We start from the raw sequence: 18,573 nt of genomic DNA, 5'->3' as shown, positions 1-18,573 counted from the left end.
CCCTTTTCCCACCGCAACGAAGGAAGCCCCCATGGACTTCGGAGTCGTCCTCCAGACCAACCCGCCCGCCTCGCGCACCGTCGCGCTCGCCGTCCTCGCCGAGACCTACGGCTTCGACTACGCGTGGACCTTCGACTCGCACCTGCTCTGGCAGGAGCCGTACGTCATCTACTCGCAGATCCTCGAGAAGACCCACCGGATCACCGTCGGCCCGATGGTGACCAACCCGGCGACCCGCGACTGGACCGTCATCGCCTCGCTGCACGCGACCCTCAACGAGATGTACGGCAACCGCACCGTCTGCGGCATCGGCCGCGGCGACTCCGCCGTCCGCGTCACCGGCGGTGCTCCCACCACGCTGAAGACGCTGCGGGAGTCGATCCACGTCATCCGCGAGCTCGCCAACAGCCGCTCGGTCGAGTACAACGGCTCGACCCTGCAGTTCCCGTGGAGCCGCGGCTCCTCGCTCGAGATGTGGGTCGCCGCCTACGGACCGCTCGCGCTCAAGCTGGCGGGGGAGACGGGCGACGGGTTCATCCTGCAGCTCGCCGACCTCGACATCGCGCGCTGGATGATCCAGACCGTCAAGGACGCGGCGGCGAACGTCGGCCGCGACCCGGAGTCGCTGCAGTTCTGCGTCGCGGCGCCGATGTACATCGGGACCGACCGGGCGCACATGTACGACCAGTGCCGCTGGTTCGGCGGGATGGTCGGCAACCACGTCGCCGACATCGTCGGCCGCTACGGCACGAGCGGCGCCGTCCCGCAGGCGCTCACCGACTACATCGCCGGGCGCGAGGGCTACGACTACAACGAGCACGGGCGGGCCGGCAACTCGCACACCGCGTTCGTGCCCGACGAGATCGTCGAGCGCTTCTGCGTCCTCGGCACGGCCGACGAGCACATCGCGAAGCTGACGGCGCTCGCCGAGATCGGCGTCACGCAGTTCGCCGGCTACCTCCAGCACGACAACAAGGAGGAGACGCTGCGCGTGTACGGCGAGCGCGTCATCCCGGCCCTCGGCCCGCACATCGTGGCCAAGGCATGAGGTCGCCGGCCGCGACGCGCGGGGTCCTGCTCGGCGCGGCCGGGCTGCTCCTGCTCGCGGTGCTCTGGGAGGTCTACAAGGCCCTGGGGCCGGAGACCGGCGTCGTCGTCGGCGGCGTCACCGTGCTCCCGCGCACCAGCGCCATCGCGATGCCGCACCTGTGGGAGATCGCCGGGCGGCTCGTCGAGCCGGTGACCGGCGCTCGCAACGCCCCGGTGCTCTGGCTCGCGGTGCTGCAGGCCAGCGCCTTCTCGCTGGGCGTCGCGGCCGTGGGCTGGGTCGTCGGCGTGGTGGTCGGGCTGATGCTCGCCGTGCTGATGCAGCGCTTCCGCACGGCCGAGTCCGCGGTGCTGCCGTGGATCGTGCTGAGCCAGACGGTGCCGCTGATCGCGATCGCACCGCTGGTGCGCCGCTGGGGCTCGCAGCTCGAGCTCGGCGCCCTCACCTGGGAGAACTGGATGTCGGTGGCGCTGATCGCCTCCTACCTCGCCTTCTTCCCGGTCTCGATCGGGGCGCTGCGCGGACTGAACGCGCCGTCGGCGCACCAGGTCGAGCTGATGCGCGTCTACGGCGTCGGCTGGTGGAAGACGCTGCTGCGGCTGCGCCTGCCCGCGAGCGTGCCGTTCCTCCTGCCGGCGCTGCGGCTCGGTGCCGTCAGCGCCGTGATCGGCACCGTCGTCGCGGAGGTCTCGATCGGCCTGCGCGGCGGCATCGGCCGGATGATCATCGAGTTCGCCTCCTCCGCCGGGGGAGACCCCGCCAAGCCCTGGGCGCCGATCCTGGGCGCAGTGCTGGTGGGCCTCGCGGCCGCCGGCGCCGTCGCGCTGATCGGCACCGCCCTCCGTCCGTTCCGCAGAGGGGAGCAGCCCGCATGAGCGCTGCCGAACCGGCCGTCGTCGTCGACTCCGTCACGAAGACGTTCACCACGAAGAAGAGCACGAGCGTCACCGCGCTCGACACCGTCTCGCTCGAGATCGCCGCGGGGGAGTTCGTGTCGCTGATCGGACCCTCCGGCTGCGGCAAGTCGACGCTGCTGCGCCTGATCGCCGACCTCGACGAGCCGACCTCCGGCTCGATCTCGGTCTTCGGCAAGACGGCGCGGCGGGCCCGGCTCGATCAGGAGTACGGCATCGCCTTCCAGCAGGCGGGGCTGCTGCCGTGGCGGAGCATCCGGGCGAACATCGCGCTGCCGCTCGAGCTGCACGGCGTGGGCACCGCCGCCCGCCGGTCGCGGGTCGACGAGCTGCTGGCGCTCGTGGGGCTCGGCGACTTCGCCGACTCCTACCCCGACCAGCTCTCCGGCGGGATGCAGCAGCGGGTCGCCATCGCGCGCGCCCTCGCCGAGAGCCCCCGGCTGCTGCTGATGGACGAGCCGTTCGGCGCCCTGGACGAGATGACCCGCGAGCGGATGCAGACCGAGCTGCTGCGCATCCGGAGCGAGACGGGGGCCGCCGTGGTCTTCGTGACGCACTCGATCCCGGAGGCGGTGTTCCTCTCCGACCGCGTCGTCGTGATGTCGCCGCGACCCGGGCGGATCCGCGACGTGCTGCGGATCGCGCTGCCGGACTCCTCCGAGCGCGAGGCGGGGGTGCGCGAGGACGCGGCGTTCTTCGCCGACGTCGGGGCCGTGCGCGAGCTGCTGCACGGCGACGCCGCCGCGGTGCCGCGCGGGGTGGAGAACCGGTGACCAGCCCCGCGCTCGCCCGGGCGGTCGTCGCGCCGCTCGTGCTCGGTGTCGTGGCGCTGCTGCTTTGGCAGGTCGGCGTCACGACGCTCGACGTGCAGCCGTTCGGGCTGCCCTCGCCGCTCGCGATCGGGGCGGAGTTCGCGCAGAACGCGGGCTCGGTCCTCGCCGGGAGCCGGGTGACCGGCGGCAACGCGCTGATCGGGCTCGTCGCCGGGGCGGTGCTCGCGGTGCTCGTCGCCGCGGTGTCGGCGCTGGTGCGGGTCTTCGACGGGCTGACGGCGGCGATCGTCGCCGCCGCGGCCGTCGTGCCGATCGTGGCACTGGCCCCCGTGCTCTACACGATGTTCGGCGCCAACGTGGAGACGGCGCGGCAGCTCGTGGCCGCGCTCGCGGTCTTCGTGCCGGTGTACGTCAACACGCTGCGAGGGCTCCGGCAGGCTGCTCCCGTGCACCGCGATCTCATGCGCGCCTACGCCGCCTCGCCGTGGCAGACGGCGCGGACGATCACGCTGCCCGGGGCGGTGCCGTTCTTCTTCACTGGGCTGCGGATCGCCTCCTCGCTCGCCGTGATCTCGGCGCTGGTCGCCGAGTACTTCGGCGGGCCGATCGGGGGCCTCGGCAAGTCGATCACCTCGGCGGCGTCGGGCAGCGACTACGCGCTGGCCTACGCCTACGTGCTCGGCGCCGTGCTCGTCGGCCTCGTCTTCTACTGCGTCACCGCGGGCCTCGAGGCGCTCGCGCTGCGGCGCAGCCACGCGCGCTGAGACGCGCCCCTCGACTCCCGCCGGCTCGCGCCGGACGGGCACTTCGGCACCACCCGAACGCACCACCCGCACCACTGCACTCGCACCACCGCACTCGCTCCATCCGCTCCACCGCTCCATCCGCACCACGGCACTGACGGCCCGTCCGGGCCGCATCCCGCACCGCACCGCACCAGGAGGAACAGTGAACAGACGCACGCGCATCGCGATGACGACCACGGCGGGGCTCGCCGCCGTCGGCCTCGCGCTCACCGGCTGCAGCGCAACCAGTGACACCGGCTCCGGAGCCTCGGGGGACTCCGGGGATCTCACCCCCGTCACCCTGCAGCTCCAGTGGGTCGCCCAGGCCCAGTTCGCCGGCTACTACGCCGCCGTCGACCAGGGCTACTACGAGGACGAGGGCCTCGACGTGACCATCGCCGAGGGCGGCGGCGACATCGTGCCGCAGGACGTCCTCGCCTCCGGGGACGCCGACTACGCGATCTCCTGGGTCCCGAAGGTGCTCGGCTCGATCGAGAACGGCGCGAACATCACCGATGTCGCGCAGATCTTCGAGCGCAGCGCGACCACGCAGATCTCGTTCAAGGACAAGGGCATCACCTCGCCCGCCGACCTCGCGGGCAAGCAGGTCGGCAGCTGGGGCTACGGCAACGAGTGGGAGCTCTTCGCCGGCATGCAGAAGGACGGCGTCGCGCTCAGCGACATCTCGCTCGTGCAGCAGCTCTTCGACATGAACGGCTTCCTCGCCGGCGACATCGACGCCGCGCAGGCGATGACCTACAACGAGTACGCGCAGGTCCTCGAGACGGTGAACCCCGACACGGGCGAGCTCTACACGCCGGACGACCTCAACGTGATCAGCTGGAACGACGTCGGCACCGCGATGCTGCAGGACGCGATCTGGGCCGACGCGGACAAGCTCTCGAGCGACGACGCCTACGCCGAGCAGACCGTCGCCTTCATCAAGGCGTCGATCAAGGGCTGGATCTACGCGAAGGACAACCCGCAGGAGGCGGCGGACATCGTCACCGCGGCCGGCTCCACGCTCGGCACGAGCCACCAGCTCTGGATGACCAACGAGGTCAACAAGCTGATCTGGCCCTCGACCGACGGCGTCGGCATGATCGACGAGGCCGCCTGGGACCAGACGGTCGACATCGCCAAGACGACGGAGAACGAGACCGGCGCGACCATCATCAGCGAGGACCCGCCGGAGACCGCCTACTCGAACGAGTACGTCGAGAAGGCGCTCGCCGAGCTCGCGGACGAGGGCGTCGACACCAGCGGCGCCGACTACGAGCCGATCGAGGTGACCCTGCAGGAGGGCGGCGCCTGACGCGTCCCCTTCCACTGACCACCCTCTCCACTCCGCAGAAGTTGCGGTAGTCGATCCCGGCTACCGCAACTCTCGCGTACTCGCCCGCGACTTCTGAGGAGTGGGGGTGCGGGGTGTCGGCGGGATCCGCCGGACCTCCGCCCGGGCGTGGCGCGGGGGGTCTAGGCTCGATCCTCGTGACTACTTTCAAGAAGACGCCGTTCACCGTGAACGTGCGCGACATCGTGAACCGCCCGGGGGAGATGCGCGAGCACCGTCTCGACCTCGACGCGCCCGAGGCCTTCGGCGAGGGAATCGTCGCCGTCCGCCAGGGCGCGCCGCTCGATCTCGACGTCCGGATCGAGTCGGTGCACGAGGGCATCCTGGCCAGCGTCCAGGTGTCCGCGGAGGCCGTCGGCGAGTGCAGCCGCTGCCTCACCGACATCTCCCTGCCTGTCGATGTCGAGTTCCAGGAACTTTTCGCGTACTCTTCTGACGAAGCTTTCGACTATGAGGTTCACGACGACCACGTGGATCTTGAACCTCTGGTCAGGGATGCGGTGGTGCTGTCGCTGCCGTTCCAGCCGGTCTGCCGGCCGGATTGTCCGGGCCTCGACCCTGTCACGGGGGAGCGGCTGGCCGAGTCCTCCGTGTCCGAGCCCGAGGCTCCGCGCGACTCCAGGTGGGCCGCGCTCGCCGGGTTGGGCGGGTCGGGGACCGGTGGGGCCGCAGCGCCCGGAGCTTCCGCAGACAGTGGTGCCGGCGCCGAGCCGCGCACCGAAGACGACCGAATCTGATCAGCCCCGCCTGATCCGACCGAGCTAGAGAAGAGAGAATCATGGCTGTTCCCAAGAGGAAGAAGTCCCGCGCGAACACCCACGCTCGTCGTTCGCAGTGGAAGGCGGAGGTCCCGCCCCTGGTGAAGACCGTCGAGAACGGCAAGACCGTCTACAGCCTCCCGCACCGCGCCAAGGTCGTCGAGGACTCCGCGGGCACCGCGCTGTTCCTCGAGTACAAGGGCCGCAAGGTCGCGAACGTCTGATCCAGTCCCTTCGGCTCCGCGTCGCTCCGCGACACGAGCCGTGCGGTCCATGGTGAACCAGACCTCTGCCACACCCTCCAGCGACGACCGGTCGCGTCTGGAGGCCACGCTCGGCGTGAGCCTCGACGGTGAGCTCTTCGAGCTCGCCCTGACGCACCGGTCGTTCGCTTTCGAGCACGGCGGCCTCCCGCACAACGAGCGCCTCGAGTTCCTCGGCGACTCGATCCTCGGGCAGGCCGTGACGGTCATGCTCTACACCGAGTACCCCGCGCTGAGCGAGGGCGACCTGGCCAAGCGCCGGGCGAGCCTCGTCTCGACGGTCGCGCTGGCCGAGATCGCCCGCGGCATCGGCCTGGGCGAGCACCTCCGCCTCGGCCGCGGCGAGGAGATGACCGGCGGCCGCGACAAGTCGTCGATCCTCGCGGACACCGTCGAGGCGATCATCGGCGCGGTCTACCTCGGCACCGGCCCGGACGCCGCGCGCGATCTCGTGCTGCGGCTGATCGCCCCGCTGACCGCGGATCCGCTGCGCTTCGGCGTCTCGATGGACCCGAAGACGAGCCTCCAGGAGGCGGCGGCCGAGCGCGGTGCGCCCGCGCCCCGCTACGAGATCGCGGCGACCGGACCGGACCACAGCAAGGTCTTCGTCGCCACCGTCGTCGTCGGCGGGCTCGTCACGGCGCGCGGCGAGGGGACGAGCAAGAAGGCGGCCGAGATGGCCGCCGCTCTCGACGCCTGGACGCGCCTCTCGGCGACGGCTCCGGGTGAGCCGGTCGCGCCCGCGGCGCCCGCCGCTCCGATCGAGGGCTGACCGTGCCCGAGCTGCCCGAGGTCGAGGTGGTGCGGGCCGGGCTCGCTCCCGCCGTCACCGGCTCGCTGGTGACGAGCGTCGAGATCGTCGACGAGCGCTCGCTCAAGCGCCATGTGCACCCGCTCGGCTCGTTCGAGGGGCTGCTCGTCGGGCGGCGGCTGCGCGGCGCGGTGCGGCGCGGCAAGTTCCTCTGGCTGCCGGCCGGTCGCGACGAGGCGCTGCTCGTGCACCTCGGAATGAGCGGGCAGGTGCTGCTGCGGACGGCCGACGCCGCGCTCGCGAAGCTGACCCGGATCCGGATCGGCATCGAGCATCCGGAGCACGGCGAGCTGGCCCTGCACTTCGTCGACCAGCGGATCTTCGGCTCGATGGCGATCGACTCGCTGGCTCCCACCGCGGACGGCGCGCCGGGCGGCTACGCCGGCGACGACGCGGTCGACGGCGACTGGCTGCGGGCCGTGCCCTCGCAGGTCGCGCACATCGCCCGCGATCCGCTCGACCCGTTCTTCGACCTCTCCGCCGTCCTCGCCGTGCTGGCCCGCCGGAACAGCGGCATCAAGCGCTCCCTGCTCGATCAGACGCTGGTCAGCGGCATCGGCAACATCTACGCGGACGAGTCGCTGTGGGCGGCCGAGCTGCATCCCGAGACGCCGAGCTCGTCGCTGACCGAGGCGCGGATCCGCCGCCTCTTCGCCGAGGTCCGCTCGGTGCTCGAGCGCGCCCTGGCCGAGGGCGGCACCAGCTTCGACGCCCAGTACGTCAACGTGAACGGCGCCTCCGGCTACTTCTCGCACAGCCTCAACGCCTACGGCCGGACCGGCAAGCCCTGCCCGCGCTGCGGCGAGCCGATCGTCCGCGTGCCGTTCATGAACCGCTCGTCGCACCTCTGCCCGCACTGCCAGCGCGCACCGCGCTGAGCGGTGCGACCTCCGGTTCGGTCGGCGCTGCCTCCGATGGAGGAGCCGCTGCAGAACATCAGCTGAGGTGGCAGGTCAACGCTGATGAGCGATGAGCAGGACTCCTGGCTGATGTTCTGCGTCGGCCCGCTCTGTGAGACGGGGTCGAGCCGGGTCAGGCCGCGGCCTTCTCCTCTGCGGGGGTGGCGTGCTTGACGTGGGCGAGGAGGTGGCCGAGGAGCGAGGCGATCAGAGTGATGGCGGCCGCGATGGCGAGGCCGAGCCAGAGGCCGACGTTCAGTGCCAGGGCGCCGACTCCGGCGCCGGCGGCGATCAGGACGACGGCGGTGGCTCGGCGGAACCAGGGCTGGCCCTTGCCGCCGCCGAGGCGGGAGTCGGCGGCGAGGCCGGTGATGGTCGAGGTGACGACGACGGTGGTGACGTCCTTGACCGCGATGTGGCGGGCGGTCGCGGCCTGGAGGCCCATCGCGAGGCCCAGGACGCCGGTGACGGTGAGGGCCAGGGGCTCGGGGTGCTCGGGGACGACGCCGAGCACGACGGCGAGCACGGCCATCAGCAGGCCGACGACGGTGAAGAGCCAGGAGGAGCGGGTGGTCCAGCCGGCCTTCACCGGGCGCAGGACGCGGCCGCCGATCGCGGCGCCGAGCATGAAGCCGGCGAGGGCGATGATCGGGCCGACGATGGGGAGGTCGTCGGCGCCGGCGAGCGCCATGCCGAGGATGACCACGTTGCCGGTCATGTTGCCGGTGAAGACCCGGTCGAGGCCGAGGTAGCCGACGGCGTCGATAATGCCGGTCGAGAAGGTCAGGGCGAGCATGAGGCCGAGGTGGACGTTGTCGGTGCGCGTGCGCAGGCGTCGGAACACGGGGGTCCTGTCGTCGGAGGGGTGGGCGGGCACCGCGAGATGCCACTTGTGAGCGCCTCCGTCGGCGTGTCGTGTGCACAAGTGGCATCTCGCGGGAGGGAGCGAGGGTGGTGCGGGGCCGATACTGCCATGGATGCGGCGGGCGGCCGGGACACGAGGGCGCAACACGGCGCCGCTACTGTCGGACGGAGTGCGGGGCGGGCCCGCGCGGAGAGGCGGCCATCGTGCAGGACGTGCAGAGGCGGGACGCGCAGGGGCGGCCTGCGCAGGAGCGGTCGGCGGTGTGGGCGGTGCAGCCCGGGGAGGGATTTCCGGAGGGGGTCGAGTACCTGCCGGCCGGTCCGGGATCGGTGCTGTGGGGGCGGCTGCCCTGCGCGAGCGACCGGGCGGTGCTCACCGTGGACTCCGGTGCCGAGGTCGTCATCGACACGCTGAGCCACGAGGGGGTTCTGGAGGATCAGGGGCGCGATCCGGTCGCGTTCTTCGGGGCGCACGGTGTGGCTCCCGAGGGGGTGCTGCGCGACGCGATCGAGCTCGCCGCGGCCGGGCCCTTCCGCGACACCGCCGTCGACGGGCCGCACGTGGTGACCGGGCCGATCGCGGTGCGCGGCGCGCAGCCGGGCGATCTGCTCCGGATGACGCTGCTCGAGGCCGAGCCGCGCGTCCCGTACGGCGTGATCTCGAACCGGCACGGGCGCGGCGCGCTGCCGGGGGAGTACCCGCTCGCTGCCGGCCCGTTCAGCGCCTTCGCTCGGGTGGAGGAGGGCGTCGACGGCATCCGGCGGGGCGTGCTGCCGCTGACCCCGGGCGGTGAGCGCTCGGCGCGGTTCGAACTGCACCCGTTCCTCGGGATCATGGGCGTCGCGGTGGCGGGCGACGAGCGGCCGCACTCCGTGCCCCCGGGCGCGCACGGCGGCAACATCGACATCTCGCTGCTCACGGCGGGCACGAGCGTGTACCTGCCGGTGCAGGTGCCGGAGGCGCTCGCCTACGTCGGGGACCCGCACTTCGCGCAGGGCGACGGCGAGGTCGCGCTGACCGCGATGGAGGCGAGCCTGCGGGTGCGGGTGCGCTTCGAGGTGATCCCGCGGGCGGAGGCGCTCGCCGCGTTCGGCGAGATCGCCGGGCCGCTCGGCGAGACGGCCGAGTTCCTGGTGCCGACCGGGATGGACGAGGACCTCGACGTCGCGGTGCAGAACTGCGTGCGGGCGGCGATCGCGCTGCTCCAGGCCCGCTACGGAATGGACGCGAGCCTGGCCTACGCGTACCTCAGTGCCGCGACGGACTTCAACATCTCGCAGGTCGTCGACCTGGTGAAGGGCGTGCACGCCCGCGTGCGGACGGCGGACTTCGATGACTGAGCAGGACGGCCCTGATCCGCGCGTCACGACACTGGAGGGGCAGCTGCCCGACGGGCTCGTCGACGCGGTGCTCGCCTACGAGGCCGCGCTGGCGGCCGACGACGTGCCGGCGCTCGCCGACGCCTTCGTCCGAGAGCCGACGACGCTGCGCGGCGACGCCTCCGGGCTGCTCGTGGGGCACGAGGCGATCACGGGGTTCCGCGGTCGGCGCGGCGGGACCCCTCCGAGGGCTCTCGCGGAGCTGCACGTGCGGGCCCTCGGGGCGGACGACGCGCTGGTCGTGACGGTGAACCTGCCGGCCCGCGGGGGGCGCGGGCTGGTGACGCAGCTGTGGACGCGGGACTCCGGAACCTGGCGGGTGCGCGCCGCGCAGGTGCAGGCGCCCGCGCCGGCGCTCGACGTGCGGGTGTGGCGGGCGGGCGGGGCGCCGCTCGTGCCCGCCTCCGCGTCGGGGCCGCTCGACGGGCTGGACGTGGCGGTGAAGGACCTGTTCGCGATCGAGGGGCAGCGGATCGGCGCGGGGATCCCCGTGCGGCTGGCGGAGGCCGAGGTCGAGCGATCCACCGCTCCCGCCGCCGCGATGCTGCTGGGCGCGGGGGCATCGGTGCGCGGGATCGCGCAGACCGACGAGTTCGCGTACAGCATCGCGGGGCGTAACTCGGGCTACGGGACGCCGCCGAACCCGGCGGTCCCGGGGGCGATCCCAGGCGGCTCCTCGAGCGGACCCGCGACCGCGGTCTCGCTCGGGCAGGCGGCGGTCGGGCTCGCCACGGACACGGCGGGGTCGATCCGCGTGCCCGCTTCGTACCAGGGGCTCTGGGGGCTGCGGACGACCCACGGCGCGGTGCCGGTCGAGGGGCTGCTTCCGCTCGCTCCGAGCTTCGACACGGTGGGGTGGCTGACGCGGGATCTCGAGACGTTGCGGAAGGTCGCCGCGGTCGCGCTGACCGGGCCTGCGGAGCCGCCGGTGAGTGGATTCGTCGTGGCCGAGGCGCTGCTCGAGAGGGTCGACGCTTCGGTCGCGACCGCGTTCTCGGCGGTGGTCGACGGGCTCGAGGTGGAGCGGATCGCGCTGCCGCCGGTGGCGGAGATGTTCGAGGCGTTCCGGCTCGTGCAGGCCGCGGAGGCGTGGGCGTCGGACGGTGCCTGGGTCACCGCGCACCCGGGCGTGCTGGCGCCGGACGTGCAGGGCCGGTTCGACGCGGCGGCGCGGATCGATGCCTACACCGAGGCGGCGGCGCGGGAGCGTGTCGCGGGGTTCCGCGAGCAGCTCGACGCGGCGCTCGGCGGGCGGGTGCTGCTGCTGCCGTCGGCGTCGTCGGTGGCGCCGGCGCTCGACGCGTCGGCCGAGGTCATCGACGCGGCTCGGACGGCGACTCTCGGGTTGACCTGCCTCGCGGGGATCGGCGGGTATCCGGCGCTGTCTGTGCCGCGGTTGAGCGTCCACGGCAAGCCGGTGGGGCTGTGCCTGGTCGGGCCGCGCGGGGCGGATCTGGCGCTGCTGGAGCTGGCGGCGGAGGTGCTGGGGTAGGCGGGTCTCCCGGAGCAGAGCACCTTGTCGATGGTGGATGACCCCACGCATGCTGATCGAGTAGCCCGCGGAGCGGGCGTATCGCGATCCGCCCGCGCCAGGACAGGAGTCTGCAGACCTCCCCTGCTGATGACGGTGGGTCTCGATACGCCGCTGCGGGGCTACTCGACCAGCAAAGGCTGCGGGCGTCTCTTCCCCGTGGACCCTCCGGCGCCGAAACATCGACGAAACGTCTGTTGCAGTAGAGTCGTGACCTGAAACAGGTTTTTCTCTGCACGTCCGACTGCGAAGAAGGTGGCTCCCATTCCGACCGCGCCCGCGATCTCGACGTTCCTCCCCATCGACCCGCCGCCCCGGCTGCTGATGGGCCCCGGCCCGATCAACGCCGACCCGCGGGTGCTCCGCGCGATGTCCGCGCAGCTTGTGGGCCAGTACGACCCGTTCATGACCTCGATGATGAACGAGACGCAGGAGCTCTACCGCCGCGTCTTCGCCACCTCGAACGAGAAGACGATGCTGGTCGACGGCACCAGCCGCGCCGGCATCGAGGCCGCGCTCGTCTCGATGCTCGAGCCGGGCGACAGAGTGCTCGTGCCCGTCTTCGGCCGCTTCGGCCACCTGCTCCGCGAGATCGCCGAGCGCTGCGGCGCGGAGGTGCACGTGATCGAGGCGGAGTGGGGCCAGGTGTTCCCGGTCTCGGTCATCACCGAGGCGATCGAGCGCGTGCGCCCGAAGGTGCTCGCGGTCGTGCACGGCGACACGTCGACGACGATGGCGCAGCCGCTCGAGGAGCTCGGCGCCGTCTGCGAGAAGCACGGCGTGCTGTTCTACACCGACGTCACCGCGTCGCTCGCGGGCAACGCGTTCGGCGCCGACGAGCTCGGCCTCGACGCCGTCTCGGCCGGCCTGCAGAAGTGCCTCGGCGGGCCCTCCGGCTCCGCTCCCGTCACCTTCTCCGAGCGCGCCGTCGCCGTGATCGAGGCGCGCAAGAGCATCGAGGCCGGGATCCGCGACGAGGGCGACGCGGTCAGCGCGCACCCGGTCCGCTCCAACTACTTCGACCTCGGCATGGTCTTCGACTACTGGGGTCCGCGCCGGCTCAACCACCACACCGAGGCCACGACGATGCTCTACGGCGCGCGCGAGTGCGCCCGGCTGATCGTCGAGGAGGGCCTCGACACCACCATCGCGCGGCACGAGCTGCACGGTGCGGCGATGCTCGCCGGCGTCCAGGGTCTCGGCCTCCGCGTCTTCGGCGACCTCGCGCACAAGATGAACAACGTCGTCGCGGTGCACATCCCGGACGGCGTGAACGGCGACGCGGTGCGCGGCGCGATGCTGGAGGACTTCGGCATCGAGATCGGCACCTCCTTCGGGCCGCTGCACGGCAAGGTCTGGCGGATCGGCACCATGGGCTACAACGCGCGCCAGGACACGGTGCTGACCACGCTCGCCGCGCTCGAGGCGGTCCTGCGCCGCGCGGGCGCGACCGTCGCTCCGGGCGGCGGGGTCGCGGGCGCGTACGGCGTCTACGACTCCGCACGGGGAGGCGCGGCGTGAGCGTCGTCGACGCCGCCGCGATCATGGCGCGCTGCGACGAGCTCGCGGCGGTGTCGAGCACCCGCGGCGCGATCGAGCGCGTCTACCTCTCTCCGGAGCACGCCCGCGTGAACGCGATGGCCGCGCGCTGGATGGAGGACGCCGGCATGCGCACCTGGCAGGACGCGGCCGGCAACCAGTGCGGCCGCTACGAGGGCGCCACGCCCGGACTGCCCGCGCTGCTGCTGGGCTCGCACCTGGACACCGTGCCCGATGCGGGGCGCTACGACGGGATCCTCGGCGTGATGCTCGCGATCGCGGTCGTCTCCCGGTTGAACGCGGCTGGGACCCGGCTGCCGTTCGCCGTCGAGGTCGTCGCGTTCGGCGACGAGGAGGGCACCCGCTTCGGCACGGCCCTGCTCGGCTCCCGCGCGGTCGCCGGCACCTGGGACGAGCACTGGTGGGAGCTGGAGGACGCGCACGGCACGACCCTCGTCGAGGCGTTCCACGAGTTCGGCCTCGATCCCTCGCGCATCTCGACCGCGGCGCGCGACGCCGCCGACGTCCTCGCCTACCTCGAGACGCACATCGAGCAGGGCCCGTACCTCGAGGAGGCGGACCGCGCCCTCGGCGTCGTCTCCTCCATCGCCGGCGCCCGCCGCTTCGCGCTGACCCTCACCGGCAAGGCCGGCCACGCGGGCGGCGTGCCGTTCGACCGCCGCCGCGACGCACTGACCGGGGCCGCCGAGGCCGTGCTCGCCGTCGAGCGCATCGCCCGCGAGCACGGGGCGATCGCCACCGTCGGCCGCCTCGAGGCGTTCCCCGGCGCAGTCAACGTGATCCCGGGCCGAGTGGAGTTCTCGCTCGACCTGCGGGCCGAGTTCGACGACGTCCGCGACACCGTCTGGGACGGGATCGAGCACTCGATGTCGGAGACGGCCCGCCGCCGTCGGCTCGCGCTGACCGTCGAGGAGACGCACGGAGCGCCCGCCGTCGTCGCGGCCGACTGGCTGCAGGACGTCGTCCGCACCGGCATCCGCGCGACCGGCGACGAGGAGCCGATGGTGCTGTTCTCGAAGGCCGGGCACGACGCGATGGCGATCGCCGACCTCACCGAGTACGCGATGCTCTTCGTCCGCTGCGAGGGCGGCGTCAGCCACCACCCGGAGGAGAACGTGACCGAGGCCGACGTCGCGACCGCGCTGGACGCCTTCGAGGCGGCGGTGCACGCGTTCGCCGAGGCGCGGGCAGGACGGGTGTGACCGCCTCGGCGCCGATCGCCGAGCACCGCGCTGAGGCCTCCGCACCGAGCATCGGTCACCGGATCGACGCGGGCTACGCCTCGCTCTCGCGGCAGGAGCAGCGCACGGCCGACTTCATCCTCGACCACCTCGGCGACCTCGCCAGCTACACCGCCACCGAGCTCGCGCAACACAGCGGAGTGTCGAAGGCCACGGTCTCGCGGCTCTTCCGCCGCCTGGGCTTCTCCAACTCGCAGGAGGTGCGCGAGCACGCGCGCGCGCTGCGCAGCTCCGGGGTGCCGGTCGGCCCGGCCTCGGCCGGTGCCCCCGCCGACGCGCTGGCCGCGCACCTCGAGAGCGAGCACGCGAACCTCCGCCGCCTCGCGACGACCTTCGCCGACGGGCGGCTCGAGGAGTCCGTCCGGCTGCTCTCCGGCGCCCGCGAGGTCGTCGTGATCGGCCTGCGCAACAGCTACCCGGTCGCGCTGCACCTGCGCCAGCAGCTCGCCCAGGCGCGCGCCCGGGTGCGGATCGCGCCGCAGCCCGGGCAGTCGCTCGGCGAGGAGATCGCCGGACTCGGCGCGGAGGACGCGGTGGTGCTGGTCGGCTTCCGGCGGCGGCCCGCCTCCTTCGCGGCCGTCGTCGACGTGCTGGCCGCGCACGGGGTGCCGGTCGTGCTGCTCGCCGATGCGCACGCGCGGCGGTTCGCCGACCGCTGCGCGGTCTGGCTGGAGTGCCCCGTCGACAGCGAGACGGCCTTCGACAGCTACGCGGCGGCGATGAGCGCGGTCGCCGTGCTGGCCGCCGGGGTGCTCGGCGCCGTGCCGCGCGAGTCGCGCGAGCGGATCGCGGGCATCAGCACCCTGTACGCCGAGCTGGCCGAGTTGGAGGAGCGGCCGTGAGCGCCGAGGCGGCCGAGCTGATCCGGGCGCACGCGCGGCACCCGGTCGGGCGCGACGACGCGATGCCGGCCGGGGTGCTCGGCCGGGCCGAGCTGCTCACGCCGACCTGCGGCGACCGGATCGAGGTCCGGGTCTCCGGAGACGCGACGGCGCTGGCGATCAGCTGGAGCGGGCGCGGCTGCGAGGTGTCGCAGGGCTCCGCGTCGCTGCTCGCGGACGAGCTCGACGGGCTCGACGCGGTCACTGCCCGCGGGCGCGTCGCCGCCTTCCTCGACGCGATGGCGGCGCACGACGCGGTGTCCGGTCGCGGGGCGGATCCCGACGGCCCGGCGGGCCAAGCGCTCGGCGACGAGGCGGCGCTGCTGCTGGTCGCCGCGAACCCGGTGCGCTCGGTCTGCGCGGCGCTCGCCTGGCGCGCGCTGCGCGACGCGCTCGACGTGAGCGGGCTCGGATGACCGCGTCAGCCGGGTCCGTCGCGGTCGGCCCCCGAGGAGAGATCGCCGCACTCCACCGCGAGGGCGCCGTGCCGCGCGAGGTAGTCGCGGGCGCCGGAGTCGCCGGTGAGCGTTGCCGCGAGCGGCCGCCAGTGCGCGCTGCCCAGCAGCACGGGATGACCGGGGCGACCGCGGTAGGTCGCGCGGGCGAGCACCGACGGGCCGACGGGGGAGTCGCGGAGGACGCGCTCGCCGACCGCGGCGGGTTCGTCCGGCAGATCGACGAGCGTCACCAGGGCGGCGTCACCGTGCGCGGCGCGCAGCCCGGTGCGCAGGGAAGCGGACAGTCCCTCGGCCCAGTCCTCCGCGACGACGACCGCCGCTCGTTCGGGCACCAAGGGGCGCGCCTCGTCGGCCTCAGCGCCGAGCACGACCAGCACGCTCCCGCAACCCGCGTCCTCGAGTCGCGCCACGGCACGCTCGACCCAGCTCACGCCCTCCGCATCGACCCGCAGCGCCTTCGGCCCGCCCGCCCGGCGGCCGGCACCCGCGGCGAGCACCACCCCCACCACGTCCATCCGACCATCGTGCCGCACACCCGGGCCGACGAGGAGACCGCATGACCGACCCCACCCCCCTCCGCGACGCGCTGCTGGCGTGCCTCGCCGTCCCGCGCTGGGCCGATGAGGTCGCCGCGGGCGCGCCCTACGCCTCGACCGGGGCTCTCGCCGCCGCGGCCGACGCGAGCGCGCGCACGCTGACCGCCGACGAGGTGGAGGCGGCGCTGGCCGACCACCCCCGGATCGGCGAGCGGCACGCGGGGACCGGACGCTCCTCCGACTTCTCCGCCGCCGAGCAGGCGTCGAGCCTCTCGCCGGACGAGGCGCTGGCCGAGCGGCTGCTGGCCGGCAACCGGGCCTACGAGGAGCGGTTCGGGCGGGTGTTCCTGATCCGGGCGGCCGGACGCGACCGATCGGAGATCGTCGCCGAGCTCGAGCGCCGGCTCGGCCTCGACGAGGACACCGAGCGCGGGATCGTCGCCGACCAGCTGCGCGAGATCACGGTGCTGCGGGTGCGCGCGCTCGGACCCGAGACCGGCGCCGTCGCGGAGGCGGCTCGATGAGCGCGCACCGCAGCCACGTCACGACGCACGTGCTCGACGCCGTGCTCGGCCGGCCGGCGCAGGACGTGCCGGTCGCGCTCGAGGCGCGACGAGGATTCGGCTGGGAGCCGATCGCGACCGCGCGGACCGACGCCGACGGCCGCGTCGCCGAGTTCGGCCCTACCGAGCTGCCCGCGGGGATCTACCGCGTCGTCTTCGACACCGCCGCGTACTTCGAGCGCTCGGGCACCGCGTCGTTCTACCCCGAGGTGGTCGTCGCGTTCCGTCTCGAGGACACGGCCGCGCACTTCCACATCCCGCTGCTGCTGAGCCCGTTCGCCTACTCGACCTACCGGGGGAGCTGAGCGTGCAGCTCCGGGAGCTCCTCGACGCGCCGACACTGCGGATCCGCGCCGTGCACACCACCGAAGAGGCGCTCGCTCGCGAGGTGAACTGGACCTTCACCACCGATCTGCTCGACCCGCGCCGCTACCTGGCGCGCGATCAGCTCGTGCTGACCGGGATGATGTGGCGGCGCACGGCCGAGGACAGCGAGGCCTTCGTGTCCGCGGTCGCCTCCTCCGGCGCCGTCGCGCTGCTGGCCGGTGAGGGGCTCCTGGGCTTCGTGCCCGACGATCTGGTCGTCGCCTGCCGCACGCACGGCGTCGCGCTGTTCGCAGTGCCGGCCGACGTGTCCTTCGCCTCGATCACCGCGCACCTCTCCAATGCGCTGGCGGGCGACCGGGTCGCGCGGCTGACCGCCGGGCTCGCGCGCCAGCGGCAGCTGCTGACCGAGGTCTACCGCGGGCAGCTGCTCGACGAGCTGATCGCCCGCACCTCGACCGAGCTCGGGAGGCCGGTGCGGGTGCTGACCGCGACCGGGCGCTCCGCCGCCGCGTCCGCGGACCCGCTGAGCGCCGACGAGGTCGACCGCGTCGTGCACGCCGCCCTCACGTCGCGCCGCACTCCGGTGACGGTGCCGGACGCGCACGGAGGAGTGCTGTCGATCCTCGCCGTCGCGGGAGCGGAGGAGCACCGCGCCGCCTCATGGTTCGTCGTCGTCGCCGGAGACTGGAACGAGTGGCACCCCTCGCTGCTCGACGCGATCACCGAGCTGACCGGCGTCATCGGGCTCTACCGGCTGCAGCGCGAGGCGGCCCTGCTCGCCGACGCGGCGCTCGTCGACCGGCTGCTCGAGCTGATCGAGGAGGACAGCGAGCAGCCCGAGACGACGGTCTACCTCCGCCAGCTGGGCCTCGGCGGCGTCGAGCGCTTCGCGGTGCTGGCGGCCGCGGCGGACGGCGACGGCGAGCTCGCGCGCTCGGTGCTCACGGATGCGGTGGCGCACCTGGGGCGGGCCGTGGTGGGGCGCGATGCCGACGGAGCGGTGGCGCTGGTCCCGGTGGCGGACGACGAAGCCCTGGCCGTCGTGACCGCGGCGCTGCGCCGGGCCGGTGCGGCGTTGGACGGCGCGGTGCTGCGGGTCGGAGTGAGCGCGCCGAGTCCGCTGGCCGCGCTCGGCGGGGCGCTGCGGTCGGCGCGCTACGCGCTGCGGCTGCCGTCCGCGCCGGGCGACGCGTCGCCGGTGCGGATCGGGACGGCCGGCGAGGTGACCTCGGCGGTGCAGCTGCTGAGCGCGGTGCCGGACCACCTGCGCGCGGTGTTCGTCGAGCTGGTGCTGGGCCGGCTGATCGAGCACGACGCGCGCTACAACTCGCAGCTGGTGGCGACTCTGTCGGCGTTCCTCGACTGCGGCGGCTCCTGGGTGCGCGCGGCCGAGCAGACGCACCTGCACCTCAACACGGTGCGCTACCGCATCGCCCGGGTGGAGGAGCTGACGCAGCGCGACCTCTCGAACACGTCGGACCGCGCCGACCTCTTCCTGGCGCTGCGGCTGCGCTGAGCAAACCATGTCGATCGAGTAGCGCGCGCAGCGCGCGTATCGGTGATTGCCTTGGTGTGTCGCGGGGTTCTGACTCGTCTGCGTATCTGACGCCTGGCAGGGCTGTCTGGA

The 18,573-nt window shown here is 73.3% G+C and carries 20 protein-coding genes; 18 read left to right on the top strand and 2 right to left on the bottom strand.

Annotation, left to right across the window (positions count from 1 at the left end; genetic code table 11):
* Positions 1-31 precede the first annotated feature (31 nt).
* The 9 genes from MT353_RS00100 (at position 32) to mutM (ending at position 7,584) form a co-directional block, all read left to right on the top strand.
* Positions 32-1,048: a TIGR03842 family LLM class F420-dependent oxidoreductase gene (locus MT353_RS00100; protein WP_123735494.1), complete on the top strand. Its 1,017-nt coding sequence runs from the start codon at positions 32-34 to the stop codon at positions 1,046-1,048.
* Positions 1,045-1,923 (top strand): ABC transporter permease, encoded by an 879-nt coding sequence (locus MT353_RS00095; RefSeq protein WP_243623270.1) that lies wholly within the window; start codon positions 1,045-1,047, stop codon positions 1,921-1,923. Before MT353_RS00100 ends, MT353_RS00095 begins: the two co-directional genes overlap by 4 nt.
* Positions 1,920-2,735: an ABC transporter ATP-binding protein gene (locus MT353_RS00090; protein WP_243623269.1), complete on the top strand. Its 816-nt coding sequence runs from the start codon at positions 1,920-1,922 to the stop codon at positions 2,733-2,735. Before MT353_RS00095 ends, MT353_RS00090 begins: the two co-directional genes overlap by 4 nt.
* A complete protein-coding gene (locus MT353_RS00085; protein ID WP_243623268.1) occupies positions 2,732-3,499 on the top strand; it encodes an ABC transporter permease in 768 nt (255 codons plus the stop codon). Before MT353_RS00090 ends, MT353_RS00085 begins: the two co-directional genes overlap by 4 nt.
* A 184-nt stretch (positions 3,500-3,683) precedes the next feature.
* Positions 3,684-4,835, top strand: a complete 1,152-nt coding sequence (locus MT353_RS00080; protein ID WP_243599080.1) for an ABC transporter substrate-binding protein — start codon at positions 3,684-3,686, stop codon at positions 4,833-4,835.
* 176 nt (positions 4,836-5,011) lie between these two features.
* Positions 5,012-5,611 (top strand): DUF177 domain-containing protein, encoded by a 600-nt coding sequence (locus MT353_RS00075; RefSeq protein WP_374204674.1) that lies wholly within the window; start codon positions 5,012-5,014, stop codon positions 5,609-5,611.
* A 41-nt stretch (positions 5,612-5,652) separates the two neighbouring features.
* Positions 5,653-5,856: a 50S ribosomal protein L32 gene (rpmF, locus tag MT353_RS00070; RefSeq protein ID WP_123445680.1), complete on the top strand. Its 204-nt coding sequence runs from the start codon at positions 5,653-5,655 to the stop codon at positions 5,854-5,856.
* 49 nt (positions 5,857-5,905) lie between these two features.
* Positions 5,906-6,667, top strand: a complete 762-nt coding sequence (gene rnc / locus MT353_RS00065; protein ID WP_123732146.1) for a ribonuclease III — start codon at positions 5,906-5,908, stop codon at positions 6,665-6,667.
* 2 nt (positions 6,668-6,669) lie between these two features.
* Positions 6,670-7,584, top strand: a complete 915-nt coding sequence (gene mutM / locus MT353_RS00060) for a bifunctional DNA-formamidopyrimidine glycosylase/DNA-(apurinic or apyrimidinic site) lyase (RefSeq protein ID WP_243623267.1) — start codon at positions 6,670-6,672, stop codon at positions 7,582-7,584.
* Between the two features lie 154 nt (positions 7,585-7,738).
* Here the strand turns inward: mutM and MT353_RS00055 are convergent, their stop codons facing one another.
* Positions 7,739-8,449: a YoaK family protein gene (locus tag MT353_RS00055; RefSeq protein ID WP_308197495.1), complete on the bottom strand. Its 711-nt coding sequence runs from the start codon at positions 8,447-8,449 to the stop codon at positions 7,739-7,741.
* Positions 8,450-8,682: 233 nt separating this feature from the next.
* Between MT353_RS00055 and MT353_RS00050 the strand changes: the two genes are divergently transcribed.
* The 6 genes from MT353_RS00050 to MT353_RS00025 all read left to right on the top strand — a co-directional run bounded on the left by MT353_RS00050 (position 8,683) and on the right by MT353_RS00025 (position 15,478).
* Complete coding sequence (locus MT353_RS00050; RefSeq protein WP_243623750.1) at positions 8,683-9,810, top strand: acetamidase/formamidase family protein; 1,128 nt, start codon at positions 8,683-8,685, stop codon at positions 9,808-9,810.
* Positions 9,803-11,341: an AtzH-like domain-containing protein gene (locus MT353_RS00045; RefSeq protein ID WP_243623266.1), complete on the top strand. Its 1,539-nt coding sequence runs from the start codon at positions 9,803-9,805 to the stop codon at positions 11,339-11,341. The genes MT353_RS00050 and MT353_RS00045 overlap by 8 nt, the downstream gene beginning before the upstream one ends.
* Before the next feature lie 363 nt (positions 11,342-11,704).
* Entirely contained in the window at positions 11,705-12,901 is a 1,197-nt protein-coding gene (locus MT353_RS00040; RefSeq protein ID WP_243623749.1) for an alanine--glyoxylate aminotransferase family protein, read from the top strand.
* A complete protein-coding gene (locus tag MT353_RS00035; protein WP_243623265.1) occupies positions 12,898-14,142 on the top strand; it encodes an allantoate amidohydrolase in 1,245 nt (414 codons plus the stop codon). Before MT353_RS00040 ends, MT353_RS00035 begins: the two co-directional genes overlap by 4 nt.
* Complete coding sequence (locus tag MT353_RS21810) at positions 14,139-15,023, top strand: MurR/RpiR family transcriptional regulator (RefSeq protein ID WP_243623264.1); 885 nt, start codon at positions 14,139-14,141, stop codon at positions 15,021-15,023. Before MT353_RS00035 ends, MT353_RS21810 begins: the two co-directional genes overlap by 4 nt.
* Positions 15,020-15,478, top strand: a complete 459-nt coding sequence (locus tag MT353_RS00025) for an iron-sulfur cluster assembly scaffold protein (protein ID WP_243599085.1) — start codon at positions 15,020-15,022, stop codon at positions 15,476-15,478. Before MT353_RS21810 ends, MT353_RS00025 begins: the two co-directional genes overlap by 4 nt.
* 5 nt (positions 15,479-15,483) lie before the next feature.
* Here MT353_RS00025 and MT353_RS00020 read toward each other — a convergent pair whose 3' ends face one another.
* Positions 15,484-16,035, bottom strand: coding sequence for an NTP transferase domain-containing protein (locus MT353_RS00020; RefSeq protein WP_243599086.1), 552 nt, complete (start codon positions 16,033-16,035; stop codon positions 15,484-15,486).
* Between the two features lie 41 nt (positions 16,036-16,076).
* Between MT353_RS00020 and uraD the strand changes: the two genes are divergently transcribed.
* The 3 genes from uraD to MT353_RS00005 are packed head-to-tail and all read left to right on the top strand — an operon-like array spanning position 16,077 to position 18,462.
* Positions 16,077-16,580, top strand: a complete 504-nt coding sequence (gene uraD, locus MT353_RS00015) for a 2-oxo-4-hydroxy-4-carboxy-5-ureidoimidazoline decarboxylase (RefSeq protein ID WP_243623263.1) — start codon at positions 16,077-16,079, stop codon at positions 16,578-16,580.
* Positions 16,577-16,924: a hydroxyisourate hydrolase gene (gene uraH / locus MT353_RS00010; protein WP_243623262.1), complete on the top strand. Its 348-nt coding sequence runs from the start codon at positions 16,577-16,579 to the stop codon at positions 16,922-16,924. Before uraD ends, uraH begins: the two co-directional genes overlap by 4 nt.
* Positions 16,925-16,926: 2 nt before the next feature.
* Positions 16,927-18,462: a helix-turn-helix domain-containing protein gene (locus tag MT353_RS00005; protein ID WP_243623261.1), complete on the top strand. Its 1,536-nt coding sequence runs from the start codon at positions 16,927-16,929 to the stop codon at positions 18,460-18,462.
* The last annotated feature ends 111 nt before the right edge of the window (positions 18,463-18,573 follow it).

The sequence above is a fragment of the Rathayibacter sp. VKM Ac-2927 genome, from assembly GCF_022815525.1.
GTDB lineage: Bacteria > Actinomycetota > Actinomycetes > Actinomycetales > Microbacteriaceae > Rathayibacter > Rathayibacter festucae.
This window is presented reverse-complemented; position numbering and strand designations above follow the sequence as displayed.

Bases quoted from the DNA above. Each gene is read 5' to 3' on its own strand.
- uraH (WP_243623262.1), top strand. From the start codon at position 16,577: ATGAGCGCGCACCGCAGCCACGTCACGACGCACGTGCTCGACGCCGTG.
- MT353_RS00090 (WP_243623269.1), top strand. From the start codon at position 1,920: ATGAGCGCTGCCGAACCGGCCGTCGTCGTCGACTCCGTCACGAAGACG.
- MT353_RS00095 (WP_243623270.1), top strand. From the start codon at position 1,045: ATGAGGTCGCCGGCCGCGACGCGCGGGGTCCTGCTCGGCGCGGCCGGG.
- MT353_RS00045 (WP_243623266.1), top strand. From the start codon at position 9,803: ATGACTGAGCAGGACGGCCCTGATCCGCGCGTCACGACACTGGAGGGG.
- uraD (WP_243623263.1), top strand. From the start codon at position 16,077: ATGACCGACCCCACCCCCCTCCGCGACGCGCTGCTGGCGTGCCTCGCC.
- MT353_RS00100 (WP_123735494.1), top strand. From the start codon at position 32: ATGGACTTCGGAGTCGTCCTCCAGACCAACCCGCCCGCCTCGCGCACC.
- MT353_RS00040 (WP_243623749.1), top strand. From the start codon at position 11,705: ATGGGCCCCGGCCCGATCAACGCCGACCCGCGGGTGCTCCGCGCGATG.
- MT353_RS00020 (WP_243599086.1), bottom strand. From the start codon at position 16,035: ATGGACGTGGTGGGGGTGGTGCTCGCCGCGGGTGCCGGCCGCCGGGCG.
- rpmF (WP_123445680.1), top strand. From the start codon at position 5,653: ATGGCTGTTCCCAAGAGGAAGAAGTCCCGCGCGAACACCCACGCTCGT.
- rnc (WP_123732146.1), top strand. From the start codon at position 5,906: ATGGTGAACCAGACCTCTGCCACACCCTCCAGCGACGACCGGTCGCGT.